This is a genomic window from Pseudomonas sp. Fl5BN2, assembly GCF_009908205.1.
In the GTDB taxonomy this organism is placed as follows: domain Bacteria; phylum Pseudomonadota; class Gammaproteobacteria; order Pseudomonadales; family Pseudomonadaceae; genus Aquipseudomonas.
The window spans coordinates 106,691-119,451 of sequence record NZ_JAAARL010000014.1 but is presented as its reverse complement, the minus strand read 5'-3'; the positions used below and the strand labels follow the sequence as shown (position 1 = coordinate 119,451).

12 protein-coding genes are annotated in these 12,761 nt (G+C 57.2%); 5 read left to right on the top strand and 7 right to left on the bottom strand.

Annotation, left to right across the window (positions count from 1 at the left end):
• Window positions 1-77: 77 nt before the first annotated feature.
• Window positions 78-848, bottom strand: a complete 771-nt coding sequence (locus tag GV819_RS20225; protein WP_161757813.1) for a FadR/GntR family transcriptional regulator — start codon at window positions 846-848, stop codon at window positions 78-80.
• A gap of 162 nt (window positions 849-1,010) precedes the next feature.
• Window positions 1,011-2,144 carry a hypothetical protein gene (locus GV819_RS20220; RefSeq protein WP_161757812.1) on the bottom strand — a complete coding sequence of 378 codons (1,134 nt, stop codon included), beginning with the start codon at window positions 2,142-2,144 and terminating at the stop codon, window positions 1,011-1,013.
• Between the two features lie 75 nt (window positions 2,145-2,219).
• Between GV819_RS20220 and GV819_RS20215 the strand changes: the two genes are divergently transcribed.
• From GV819_RS20215 to GV819_RS20200, 4 genes are all read left to right on the top strand, one after another.
• On the top strand, window positions 2,220-2,921 hold the full coding sequence (locus GV819_RS20215) for a 4Fe-4S binding protein (protein ID WP_161757811.1): 702 nt from the start codon (window positions 2,220-2,222) through the stop codon (window positions 2,919-2,921).
• Window positions 2,918-4,198: a coproporphyrinogen-III oxidase family protein gene (locus GV819_RS20210; protein WP_161757810.1), complete on the top strand. Its 1,281-nt coding sequence runs from the start codon at window positions 2,918-2,920 to the stop codon at window positions 4,196-4,198. The genes GV819_RS20215 and GV819_RS20210 overlap by 4 nt, the downstream gene beginning before the upstream one ends.
• Window positions 4,177-4,422 (top strand): hypothetical protein, encoded by a 246-nt coding sequence (locus tag GV819_RS20205; RefSeq protein WP_161757809.1) that lies wholly within the window; start codon window positions 4,177-4,179, stop codon window positions 4,420-4,422. The genes GV819_RS20210 and GV819_RS20205 overlap by 22 nt, the downstream gene beginning before the upstream one ends.
• Window positions 4,423-4,487: 65 nt before the next feature.
• Window positions 4,488-5,486, top strand: coding sequence for an ATP-grasp domain-containing protein (locus tag GV819_RS20200; RefSeq protein WP_161757808.1), 999 nt, complete (start codon window positions 4,488-4,490; stop codon window positions 5,484-5,486).
• Between the two features lie 173 nt (window positions 5,487-5,659).
• Here GV819_RS20200 and GV819_RS20195 read toward each other — a convergent pair whose 3' ends face one another.
• Entirely contained in the window at window positions 5,660-5,929 is a 270-nt protein-coding gene (locus tag GV819_RS20195; RefSeq protein ID WP_161757807.1) for a hypothetical protein, read from the bottom strand.
• A gap of 355 nt (window positions 5,930-6,284) precedes the next feature.
• Window positions 6,285-6,560, bottom strand: a complete 276-nt coding sequence (locus tag GV819_RS20190; RefSeq protein ID WP_178126046.1) for a hypothetical protein — start codon at window positions 6,558-6,560, stop codon at window positions 6,285-6,287.
• Between the two features lie 199 nt (window positions 6,561-6,759).
• Between GV819_RS20190 and GV819_RS20185 the strand changes: the two genes are divergently transcribed.
• Window positions 6,760-9,393, top strand: coding sequence for an MGH1-like glycoside hydrolase domain-containing protein (locus GV819_RS20185; RefSeq protein WP_161757805.1), 2,634 nt, complete (start codon window positions 6,760-6,762; stop codon window positions 9,391-9,393).
• Between the two features lie 49 nt (window positions 9,394-9,442).
• Here GV819_RS20185 and GV819_RS20180 read toward each other — a convergent pair whose 3' ends face one another.
• The 3 genes from GV819_RS20180 to GV819_RS20170 form a co-directional block, all read right to left on the bottom strand.
• On the bottom strand, window positions 9,443-11,161 hold the full coding sequence (locus GV819_RS20180; protein WP_161757804.1) for a hydrogenase maturation protein: 1,719 nt from the start codon (window positions 11,159-11,161) through the stop codon (window positions 9,443-9,445).
• 352 nt (window positions 11,162-11,513) lie between these two features.
• The gene (locus tag GV819_RS20175) at window positions 11,514-11,828 is read right to left on the bottom strand and encodes an SCP2 sterol-binding domain-containing protein (RefSeq protein WP_011061945.1); all 315 of its coding nucleotides are present in this window, start codon (window positions 11,826-11,828) and stop codon (window positions 11,514-11,516) included.
• Between the two features lie 50 nt (window positions 11,829-11,878).
• Complete coding sequence (locus GV819_RS20170; protein ID WP_161757803.1) at window positions 11,879-12,589, bottom strand: histidine phosphatase family protein; 711 nt, start codon at window positions 12,587-12,589, stop codon at window positions 11,879-11,881.
• Between the last annotated feature and the right edge of the window lie 172 nt (window positions 12,590-12,761).

The window sequence follows — 12,761 nt, the reverse complement described above, 5'->3', positions numbered from 1 at the left end:
AGGAGTGGCAATGGCGAATCGACGTAGCAGCCTGTGCTCAGGCTTGTTATTGGAGAGGCGTTGCACTGCGGGCCCGATCAATGGTGGTGGTCGAACTCCAGCAGGAAGTGTTGGGTGACCTCGCCTTCGAGGGCGGTCATGTGGTGCTCGGCGTCGCACATGTGCTCGTGCATCAACTGGCGCACGGCGCTTTCGTCCTTGGCCTGCAGAGCGACCAGCAGGCGCTTGTGGTAATCCAGGTTGGCGGCGTCGAACTGCTTGCGCTTGGGTTTGTAGGCTTTCTTCAGCACCACCAGGTCGCGCAGCAGGTCGTTGAGAAACTGTGCCATGAAACTCAGCAGCGGATTGGGACAGGCGCGCCCCAGCAGATTATGGAACTCCAGCTCGGCGATGCGCTGCTCACGCTGGCCGGCCTCGCTGTCCTCGGGGTGGCTGCAGAAATCGATGTTGTCCTGCAGCGCCTTGAAGTCGGCCTCGCTCAAGTGGCCGATCACCGCCACCGCCAGTTCCACCTCGATCACCTTGCGCAACTGATACACCTGCTCGCCGTCCATGTGCTGGAAGTGCAGGTAATTGCGCAGCGCACGGCTGGCCGGCTCGGTGCCGGCCTGGTTCAGATAGGCGCCGCCGTTGGGCCCGGTGCGAGTGTTGACCAGGCCTTCCACTTCCAGCGCCTTGAGCGCTTCGCGAGCCGATCCCTTGGAACACTGGAAGCTTTCCATCAGCTCCTTCTCAGTGGGCAGGCGGTCGCCGGGGTGCAGCGCATCGGTGACGATGGAGCGCTTGACCGACTCGACGATCACGTCGGAGAGCTTCTGGCGTTTGCGGCGAACGGGGCGTTTCAGCATGGGCGGCTATTTATCGTATTAATGCGGATAAATAGTAATAAATAGAGTTTGTCACGGAAGGTCAATTACCACGAAGGAGAGGGCGGCGTTTTTTGAACAAAAGGGTCGTAATCAGATAGCGCGTGCTCGCAGACGTCGCTCTGATTACTGGGGGGGAGTTTGTCATCCCTCGTCGATGCTGCAATGAGCCTCATCGGTGCGTGCTCGTAGGTGCGCATTCTGGCGCTCATACCCCAGGTAGCGGGTGCGTAGTCGTTCAGCGTGCGTGTCAATGTAGTGGCTAAGGTCCTTAAGAGTGGGTTCACAAACCTCCACCACCTGTTGAATCGCGCAGAGGGGGAGAAAGTCATTCTTCAAAACATCGCCAAGGGAGATAGGGCAAGAGCCGTCCGTTAGCCAGCTCATTGGGGTAGACGTAGCGAATTTGCAGAATGGTGCGCTTGCCCGCTTGAAAAGGACCCCGGCAAACTCACCGAAAATAAAAAACAAGCGAGCCTCCACGGCGTAACCGAACCCTTGGGCGCTGAAAAGCATTTTTGGCTCCATGAAGGGCTGCAGTATGTAGCGGCCCGCTTCAATGAAGCGTTGTATATGTTGACTCGATTGGATGCGCCTAGCTGTCACAAGATGAACTCCTCGACCTTTGGCACCACGATCGGGCTTGAGCACGAAGAGGGGGGCATGCAAAGAGGATAGGGACGTTAGAAAACTCTTCAGCGTCTGTGTTCGAGGTACATAGGTAGGGATGAGAAAGGGCTGCAGCGCTGTCTCGCTGAGGACCCGATAAGAGAGCAGCTTCGACATGCATAACGCGCGTGTTTCAAATGAGTTTATGAGCGCGCAGGCATTGCCGGTATCAGGCAATAGCTCATTGGCGCGAACGTAAACATTGGGATAGTCAAGGCATTGATGATGGTCGCGAAAGTAGTTGGCATTGTAGAAGGAAGTTGTAATGCCTTGCAGTTGAAGAGCTTTTGCCAAGGAGTTCATTTGAGAAATACTTTCTTTAGCATTCGCATCTCCATTGGCAAGCAATATTTGCGTTCCTGGTCCGTTTGTTGACATTCGAAAACGTTCAGACAACACAAAGGCAAACTTGGCCCGCTGTTGTTGCCTGCTTATGCGTTGAGCCAACACTTGAGAGACTGAGGTTTGGGCGACAGGCGGTAACGTTGTTGCTATATCCAGACCACCTGGACGGTCGTTGATTTCGACAACTCGAAGGCCTGAGGTGCTAACCAAAACGTCAATGGCTAGTAGTCTTGGTGAAAGGCCCTTACTGTTCGTCTGGTTCATGCTTGCCTTCCGCTGGCGAGGTGCTATAGCTCTTACATTGATGGAAAAAGTGCCGTATGGCAAGGCTAGGGAAGCATGGCAAATATCACTCAAGAAGATATATTTGCAGTTCTCAAGACGGACGGTCATCCATGGTTGTTCTATAATGTATTCACTCTGTTGAATGAAGAGCTTAAGCAACTTTCAGAGCATTTTCCTAGTGAAGAGTGCAGTCGGTGGTTGGTTCTTGTATTTGGCTTGCCCATTAAAGATTTGTCTCTTTGGGTTTGGCATGTGGCCGAGGATCAGCGTTATTTGTTCGCCAACCATATTCTTGAGCGAACCGCAGATGCAGTGTTGAGTTATGTAAAGTCTCGTGGGGTAATAGCCATTGATGTGGCTCGTGAGGAGGCACGAAATATTTCTTTAGTTGAGTTGGCTTGTAAGGCTGGGCTCGGGACCAGGGGGATCAATAATCTATTTCTGCATCCGGAGTTCGGGTCGTGGGTGCAGTTGCATGCGCTGCTCATAAGATCAAATGTGGAAGCCTCTTTGCCGGTTCCTTTATTGGATGTCTGCATAGGATGTCAAATGTGTATTGCTGCATGCCCTGCGGATGCAATTACACAGGAAGCTTTTTATGCGGATCGTTGTAATCGTATGGTGGCGTCCTACTGGGTTCCGAAGTCTAAGGCACGTGCCATCTCGACGTCGTCCTATGTTGAATGCCACAAATGCATATCCGAATGTCCTATCGGCACATTGCCAACATCTTTTGTTGGAGGAGAGGTAATTTGAACGGAGAATTTACACTGAATCCCATGGTCAGGTCGGACCCTGCCTATGTATTTCATTATCCCAGAAAATTTCTTTGGTCCGACCAAATACCACCGACAAGAAAGTGGACTGATTTTGATGTGTATCTTCATGTTCCTTTTTGCCGAGCTATTTGTACTTATTGCACATTTGAGCGTCGAACATACTCCAAGAAAGCGATGGAGTTGTATGAGAATTCGCTTACCAAAGAAATTGAGAAGCGCTTCGTCACCGATGATTTTTCCAAGGGAACCCTTCGTGCGGTTTACTTGGGGGGAGGGACTGCTTCGTTGTTAAAAACATCAAGTGTCGCAAGCATACTTGATTCTATTTTATCAAAGGTGACATTGAATCCGAATATCGAGTGTACGTTGGAATGCGAGCCGGCTACGAAGAAAACCGATGATTTCATTCGCTTGTCAGCGCATGGTGTCAATCGCGTATCTGTCGGGGTGCAGACTCTTGATAATAAACTACTCAAGCGACTCAACCGTAAACACACAGCACGTCACGCCTTGGATATGATTGATGGCGGCTTGGCGGCCGGCATGATGACGGTGCATGCTGATCTCATGTTCGGACTTCCCGGACAGACACTGAAACAATGGCAGAGTGATGTCGAGTGCATTGCTGCTTCAGGTGTTCATCATATTTCAGCTTACCAACTTATTGTTTTTGAGAAAGAGCTTTTGTCCAGACGCTTGGCCCAAGGTTCTGAGCCGGATCTTCCGGGTGATGCCGAAGTAAGAGAAATGCGGCATTGCGTGAATGAAGTACTACAGCGCAAAGGCTTTATACGTTACTCACTGACAGAGTACTGTTTGCCTGGGCATGAGTGTAACTATGTTAAGGGTAACTGGGCGGGTGATGATTATCTGGGCTTTGGTCCGGCCGCTTATAGTAGGAGTGGAGATTGGTTGTGGGAAAATGAGGTAACGGTGTCTGGTTATTGTCGTATTCTTGATGGTGGTAAATTGCCCGTGAATGCGATAAGAATGGTGCCGTTCACTAGAGCTCTACGTGACTTGTCAATGGGGCTTTGTTTTTTTAATGTTGACCTCAAGCGTGTTTATGGAGGATTGACCGTTGATGAGCGAGCGGTAATAGACTCGATATTGAAAGCGTTATCTGAGAGCGAGTACGTGAGTGTAACAAAAGATGGAGTGCTATTGACTGAGGTTGGGAAGTTATACGCGACTTATGTTATGAATGAAATAATTCGGATGGGAGAATCTGTATGCGCACCGCAGCTAAATTGAAAGTCAACTTCATTATGAAAATCGCCAGGAAAGATCGGCGTTTCATGAATGACCTGTCCAAGGACCCAGTTCGCACCTTGCTTGAGAGCGGTATTGATCTTTCGCCTGGCGAGTTGTTTGCCGTGATTGATGTTATTAAAGGTACAAAAGCGTCTCCGCTGGGGCCTCATTTGATGGATTTGCGAACGGAGTGGGACAATGCTGTAGCCGATTCAAAAATTTGAAATCTGGATGGCTGTTCAGGTTGGAAAATTGGAAGGTTGTGCAGGAGAACAGATAAGGAGCCCTTATGTCGAGTAGTAAAGTGATCTCGTCAATTTCAGGGGAGGGCTTACATCTACCAGCAACAATCGAGTGTGCAATTGAGGCAGCAAAAATAGAAGGCTGGAGCTTCGAGTTCGTCAGATTGGGCAAAATATTTGCTCTACTCGTGAGTAGTGATGAGCGAACCGTTGTGCTTCCGTTGGGGTGCCGGGAAATGTATCCTGGCACTCCGGCGGATGGAGCAAAAATATGTCGGGATAAGTGGTCTTGTTACTCAATGCTAGCGGAGCATGGAGTTCCGATAATAAGCGGGACTAGGCTGATAAGGAGTCGTTGTTGGGAGATTGATTTGCAGGCAGTGAAGTCTGAAAAAGTAACGTCTGAAAATATGCCAATGTTTATTAAGCCAGTTGACGGATGTTGTGGGGAGAGTGCTGTTGCTATCTTGGGGTGGGAGGAGGTTCATAGTTATTTAAAGGTTTTTTGCAAAACTGGAAGGGATGTTGTCTTACAGCCATATGTCTGCGCCCGAGAAATACGCTTGATTGTATTGAATGGTGTTGCCTATGCCGGATATGAGCGTAAAGGTCCATTTATTTTGGGTGATGGTGTCAGTACTTACATGCAATTGTGTGCCGACTTGTTAGGCGTATCGGTGACGTACAGGTTTTTGGAGGCGTGGTTTGGAAGGCTGGGGATTGATTCTTCTGGCGTGTCGGTGCCGGGTGTGACGATTGAAGTACCTGGAGCAAAAAATTTATCCAAGGGCGGTGATGCAATGGGATTAAGTAATAGCTGCATCCTCAAGGACCTGCAGCCCTTGACGCGTAAGGTATATGACATTCTGCAAGTGCCGGTGATGGGAGTTGATATTTTCCTTTCGAGCGAACAGACCGGGGTCAAGGTGATAGAGGTTAATGCGAGTCCTGACATGTCAGGTCTAGTGACAACGGGTGACAGAAGTAAAGTGGTTGCATTATGGCGAGGGTTAATTGGCAGACAGTTTTTGGGTAGCGGAGTCTGAGTGCTTGAGGCGGACAATAAGGTTAAGTGCCTACGATGAGGTCTGGCCGGACGAGGACCTGTATCGGTACTACTCCAACAGACCATCGTAGGCGCTGGCTTGCCAGCGAAGGCGGCTTCAAGGCTTGCACAAGACTTGCGGGCCTCTTCGCCGGCAAGCCGGCTCCTACAGGTTCAGCGCGGCTGCGCTGGCAACTGACGGCCCAACACATTCAGCACATCACAGCCATCGCGCAGCGGTATGGCGCAGATCAGTGCCAGCTCTTGCAGCACCACGGCATCGCCGGGGATGTCGGGGCGGGCTGCAAAGTTTTCCAGCAGTTGAGTGACGGCGCGGATGCGATAGGCCGCCGCTTCGTAGAGCACATCGGCAGGGGCCTGGGTATCGATCAGCAGGTAAGGGATGGTGCAGTCGTGGCCGGTGATCGGCATGTAGCGATTCATGAGTCCAACTCCATTCAGGGGTGAGCGCCGTCACTCAATCGTCGCCAAACAAAAGGGTGGCAGCTGTACGCGGGTTGGCGAGCCGGGAATGGAAGAACCGACAGACCCGAAGGTCTCCCGCGCACAGCCGCCATTAAGCGGTCATGCGATAACAGAAGCCCTGACCAATCTGCCAGAGCATCGCTTCATTCCATTCACAGGGTCGCCAAACCCGATCGTCATCAGGACGACCCGGAACTATGGGCATGCACCCCAAAACGGAACAAGGCACTGGCAGGGCAGGACTTTCTGAGTTTGCTGTAGGACTCAGGAGCGCGAGTGTGGATCAAGCGTGCCGCAGGTTCAATGGCCGGGTTCAGTCGAGGCCCACGCTGGCACTGTGGCGGGTTTCGCGGTCGTGCAGTGAGTCGATATTGGTTTCGTAGGTGCACTGCCCGCTGCAACTGTGCTCGTAACTGATGGCCGGCTTGAACTGCAGCTTGAGCTTCGGTGTGTCGCTCTGGGGCGCCGGGGCCTGGCTGGGGGTGGCCGGCAACGGGGGCTGCGGGTAGCTCAGGTCAAGGCCTTCGGCCTGGGCCGAGAAGGCGGCCACCAGCAGCACTCCCGGAAAAAACGCTTTGCAACTGAACATCATTGAATCCGCATTGCCATAAAAGGGTTGCCGATTATAACGAGCCTGGGGCGGGAAATTTAGCCGCAATGGCTCTGGCCCGAACTTGTCGTGGGTTTTTCACGGCCTCGGGCCTTCGCACCGTGAAACATTTGTCATGGGGCGGTGCGCCAGGCCGCTCCTACACTGCAGGTCACCTCCATGGCCAAGGACACCTCCCATGCCGGCAAAATCCACCACCAGCATTCTCGGTACCGTTGAAGGCCGGCGCCTGCAAGGCAGCGAGGCCGAGCACTGGCGCCAGTGGGGCCCCTACCTCAGCGAGCGGCAGTGGGGCACGGTGCGCGAGGACTACAGCGCCGACGGCGACGCCTGGAAGTATTTCCCCCACGATCATGCCCGCAGCCGCGCCTACCGCTGGGGTGAGGATGGCCTGGCGGGGTTTTCCGACAAGGCCCAGCACTGGTGCCTGGGGCTGGCGCTGTGGAATGAACACGACAGCATTCTCAAGGAGCGTCTGTTCGGCCTGAACAACGCTGAGGGCAATCACGGCGAGGACGTCAAGGAGCTGTATTTCTACCTCGACGGGGTGCCCAGCCATGCCTACATGCGCATGCTCTACAAGTACCCCCACGCCGCTTTTCCCTACGCCGACCTGGTGGCGGAAAACGCCCGTCGCGGCCTGAACGATACCGAGTACGAGATCCTCGATACCGGGGTCTTCGAGGACAACCGTTACTTCGACGTGACGGTGGAGTACGCCAAGCACACGGCCGATGACATCTTCATGCACATCACCGTGCACAACCGTTTCCACCAGCCGGCGCGGCTGCGGGTGCTGCCCCAGGTCTGGGCGCGCAACACCTGGAGCTGGGGCGGCGACGAGCCGCGGCCAAGCCTGCGCCTGGAGGGTGACAAGGTGCTGGCGCGACACGGGCAACTGCCCGACCGGCAGATCACCGCCTGGAGCGCCGAGCCCTGCCAGTGGCTGTTCTGCAATAACGACAGCAACTTCCCCAAGCTGGACGGGCTGGCGTCACCGGGGCCGTTCAAGGACGGCATCAACGACTACCTGGTGGACGGTCAGGCCAGTGCTGTGAGCTTCGATGGTGGTACTCGGGTGGCGGCGCACTTTGTCCTGGAGTTGGCGGGCGGCGAGAGCCAGCGCCTGTTCTTGCGCTTTGCTCCGGCGGGCAGTGAACCGGTCGGCGCCCGCAATCTGTTCGAGCAGCGTCGGCGCGAGGCTGATGAATTCTACGCGGCGTTGCAGCAGGGCATCACCAGCGCCGATGGGCGCAATGTCCAGCGTCAGGCCCTGGCGGGGTTGCTGTGGTCCAAGCAGCTGTACTACTTCGACGTCAACCAGTGGCTGGACGGCGACCCCGGTCAGCCGGCGCCCCCCAGCGAGCGCGAGCATCTGCGCAACACCCATTGGCGGCACCTGTCCAACTGCGACATCGTCTCCATGCCCGATACCTGGGAGTACCCCTGGTACGCCTCCTGGGACCTGGGTTTCCAGGCCGTGGCCTTCGCCCTGATCGACCCGGCCTTCGCCAAGCAGCAACTGCTGTTGCTGGTGAAGGATCGCTTCATGCATCCCAATGGCCAGCTGCCGGCCTACGAGTGGCGCTTCGACGATGCCAATCCGCCGGTGCATGCCTGGGCCTGCTGGCGGGTCTACCAGCAGGAAAAGGCCCTGAGCGGCGAGGGCGACCTGGACTTCCTCGAACGGATCTTCCACAAGCTGCTGTTGAATTTTTCCTGGTGGGTCAACCGCAAGGACGCCGAGGGCCGCAACCTGTTCCAGGGCGGCTTTCTGGGGCTGGACAATATCGCCCTGTTCGATCGCTCCGCCGCCTTGCCTGAAGGTTTCACCCTGGATCAGGCCGACGGCACCGCCTGGGTCGCGGCCTATGCCCTGGACCTGATGCGCATCGCCCTGGAACTGGCCAAGCGCAATGGCGTGTACGTGGACATCGCGGTGAAGTTCTTCGAGCACTTCCTCTATATCGCCGGGGCCATCAACCGCGTGGATGAAAGTGCCGAGGGCTTGTGGGATGAGCAGGACCAGTTCTTTTATGACGTGCTGCATCGCCCCGATGGGCAGAACGAGCCGCTGCGGCTGCGCTCCATCGTCGGCCTGATGCCGCTGTTCGCGGTGCAGGTTCTGGAGCAGCACGAGCACGAAAATTTGCCGGGGCTGGCCCAGCGCTTGCTGGGCTTCCTGCACCACCGTCCGGACCTGGCGAGCCTGGTGTCGCGCTGGTACGAGCCCGGCAAGGGCAATCGCATGCTCCTGGCACTGCTGCGGGGCGAGCGTACCAAGGACCTGCTCAAACGCATGCTCGATGAAAGCGAGTTCCTCTCGGCGTTCGGTATCCGTTCTCTGTCCAAGGCCTTCGAGCAGCCGTTCATCATGCAGGTGGACGGCAAGCAGTTGTGTGCTCGCTACGAGCCGGCGGAATCCGACTCACGGCTGTATGGCGGCAACTCCAACTGGCGCGGACCGTTGTGGATGCCGATCAATTACCTGCTGATTGAATCCCTGCGGGAGTTTCATCGTTACTACGACGTCAACTTCTCGGTGGAGTACCCGCGAGGTTCCGGTTATCTGGCGTCCCTGGAGGAGGTGGCTGACGGGCTGAGTCAGCGTTTGACGCGCCTGTTTCTGCGGGATGAGGAGGGGCGACGGCCGTCCATGAGTGGCTACCCGCAATTGCAGGTGGATGCCGAGGATCGCGAGCTGGTGCTGTTCCATGAGTATTTTCATGGTGAAACCGGGCGCGGCCTGGGGGCTAGCCACCAGACCGGCTGGACCGCGCTGGTGGCGTTGCTGTTGCAGCCGGGCCAATGAAACCGCCCGGTCAAGCCGGGCGGTGATCAGGTTGGGCAGTCGAGCGGGATCAGTCTACCAGGGCCACTTCCCGGGATTTGGCCCAGTCCTCGATCAGCCGCTCCGGGGTGCGGCAGGTTTTGCGCTTGTAGACGAAGTTATGGCATTTCTCGGCGAAGCCCTTGCGGTTCTGCACCATGTCCATGTGCATTTCCTCCAGCTCGGCATTGCGGCAGTGCTGCATCAGTTGCGGATCGGCGTCGAGCTTGCGCTGGCGCAGGTGCTGGTAGCTCGGATCGTTGATCACTGCGTTGGCCCGTTGTAGCAACCACAGGCCGAATTCGTCCGGGTCACGTGGGCCGAGCTCTTGCACCATGCCCATCTGCAAGGCCTGGAGGGCGCTGACCGGCAGGCAGGCTTCGGTCAACTCCAGGGCCATTGGCTGGCCGACGGCGCGGGGCAGGCTGTAGGTCCAATATTCCGAGCCGTACAGGCCCATGCTCTTGTAGTGGGGGTTGAACACGGTGTCGGCACGGGCCAGGACCACGTCCGCCGCCAGGCCAAGCATCAGCCCGCCGGCCCCGGCATTGCCGGTCAGGCCGCTGACCACCAATTGGCGCGCCGTCAGCAGTTCCAGGCAGACATCGTCGATCGCCTGGATGTTGGCCCAGGCTTCCAGGCCTGGCACTTCGGCGGCCTGGATCACGTTGAGGTGCACGCCATTGCAGAATGCGCCGCGACCGCCGCGCACCAGCAGTACTTCGGTGTCGCGGGCCTTGACCCAGCGCAGGGCCTCGACCAGTCGCTGGCATTGTTCGGTGCTCATCGCGCCGTTGTAGAACTCGAAGGTCAGCTCGCCGACCTTGCCGGATTCACGGTAGCGGATCGGCTGATAGGCCTCGGTGCTGAACGGGGTGCTGGCCACCGACCAGTCGAGTACCGGCACCTCGTTCAGGCGTTCGGCCAGCACGTGGCGGGCGGGACGCTTGAAGGTTTCTTCACCGGGCTGGGGTTTGAGCCGCAGGGCACCGATCCACAAACTGTGATCGCCGCAGGCCACCAGGACCGCGTCATCGTGTACCGCCAGCAGTTGTCCCGGTAGGCCGCTGCGTGAATCCAGGTGGGCGTCGTACACGTAGTACTGGCCGCCGGCGAGGCTGGCGAGGACCCCGGGCTGACCGTCGGCGGCGTCGATGCTGCGCTTGATGAAGTGCGCGCAATCGTGCCAGCTGAAGGTACGGTCGCATTGTTTCATGTTCGGTTGCAGGCACCCGAGTACCGAGGGGTTGCTGTAGTCCAGAGGGACGGGGGTGAAGCCGCTACGGAATTTCTCCACTACGTCGCGGATGCAGTGGATTGCGGCGTCGCTCACCAGGCCGTTGTACAGCTCGGATTTGCGCAGCCCGGCGGGCAGGTTGAATTCGTGGGTCGACCAGATCGGCCCGGCGTCCATTTCCTCTACTGCCTGCAACGCGGTGACGCCCCAGCGCTTGAGTTCCTTGCTGATGGCCCAGTCCAGGGCACTGGCGCCGCGGTCGCCGACAATACCCGGGTGGATGATCACCACCGGGCGTTTGGGGTGGCTCCACAGCTGTTGCGGTACCCGGTCCTTGAGGAAGGGGCAGATCACCAGGTCGGCTTCGGCCTCTTCGATCTGCCGGCAGACTTCCTCCTCGTTGGTGAACAGCACTACGCTGGGGCGGTGCCCGGCCTGGCGCAGGTCGAGCCAGGCGCGTTGGGTCAGGCCGTTGAAGGCGGTGGATAGCAGGATGATCTTCAGGGATCGCATAAACAGACTCTTCCGTGAGTGAGCGCGGGGTGCCACAGGTTTCGACTGAGCCGTCCCTGGCCGCGATGAAGGCGCAAGAGTAGAGGGGTGTTGACGAGCAATACCTGACCGAGATCAATCAAGCGAGTCGACGTGCGGATCAGGCGCTCAACGGCTCTATTTGGCAGTTTTGCGGTAAGGGAACTCTGCGCAGCAGGCGCCAGACCTGGTATTGGCAGCGGGTCTGCCGCACTGCCGTGTCCCGGTTTTCCGCCGCAGGGTGGCCGAGGGAGCGGGAGCCAAAACATGACCTGCAGAAACGACGAATCCCGCCACAGGGGCGGGATTCGGGTGCAGCCTGACCGGAGGGGTCTTAGGCTGGGAACAGCTCGCTGAGTTTCATCGCCAGCATCATGTCGCCTTCGGCGCGCAGTTTGCCGCCCATGAAGGCTTGCATGCCGTCGGTTTCGCCGCTGACGATGCCGTCCAGGGTCTCGCCATCCATCACCAGGGTGACTTGGGCGTCTGGGTTCTCGCCTTCTTTGAGTTCGCAGGTGCTGTCCTTGACTACCAGCGAGAAATGCTTGGAGTCATCGATGCGGAAACCGAAAACCAGGTCCAGGCCGGCAGCGGCAGCTGGGTTGAACTTGGCTTGCATGGCTTGTACGGCGTCTGCTACGGAGGTCATGGTTCGATCCTTTTATGGGGTGATTACACAAGGGTCACAGTAAGCCGGGCTCAACGAAAGGTGATGAGCTCCGGGGCCTTCAACAGTTGCAGATGCGCATGACCGTTGAAGGAAGCCAGGGACACCTCGCGACCGCGGAATTTCAGCTGGTTGAGCGAGGTGTTGACGATTTGCCAGTTCAATTCGAAGGCCTGCTGGGCAGGCATCCGGGTGATCAGGTGGAGCAGGGCGGTGATGGTGCCACCCGAGGTGAATACCGCAATTTTCTGTTGATTGTCCGCTGCTTCGAGAATCCGTTGCAGGCCACCCTGGACCCGCTCGACGAAGCCCAGCCAGCTTTCCAGGCCCGGTGGATCGTAGGTGCCGGCCAGCCAGCGCTGGATGATCAGGGCGAAGATGCGTTGGAACTCGGCGCGGTGCTGCGCGGCGTTGCGCAAGATGTTAAGGGCTTCGGGCTCCTGCGGTAGCAGGTCGGGCAGCAGGCCACGGATGATGGCGTCGGCATCGAATTCGTTGAAGGCCGGGTCGATTTCCAGCTTGGGGCTGGTCATGCCGGCAGCGCCCATCTGTTCCATGGTGGTCTGCGCGGTGTGCTGCTGACGGCGCAAGTCACCGGACAGGCAACGATCGAAATTGACTCCGAGGGCTGCCAGATGCTCACCGAGCACTGCGGCTTGACGCACGCCGGTGGGTGACAGCACGTCATAATCGTCTGTACCGAAAGAGGCCTGGCCATGTCGAATCAAGTAGATGCTGCCCACGTCCGCATCATCCCGGTACGTTGAAAGTTTTGCGAGGTTATGAGGATGCCGGTGAGCTGTCAATGAAAAAACATACGCTTGTTTGAAATGATTCTTGGAGCATGGTTACACAAGGTTTCGCGACTGGTGGCCGACCGGTCGCGCCGGTATGCTTGAGCCCATTGCGCTGCTG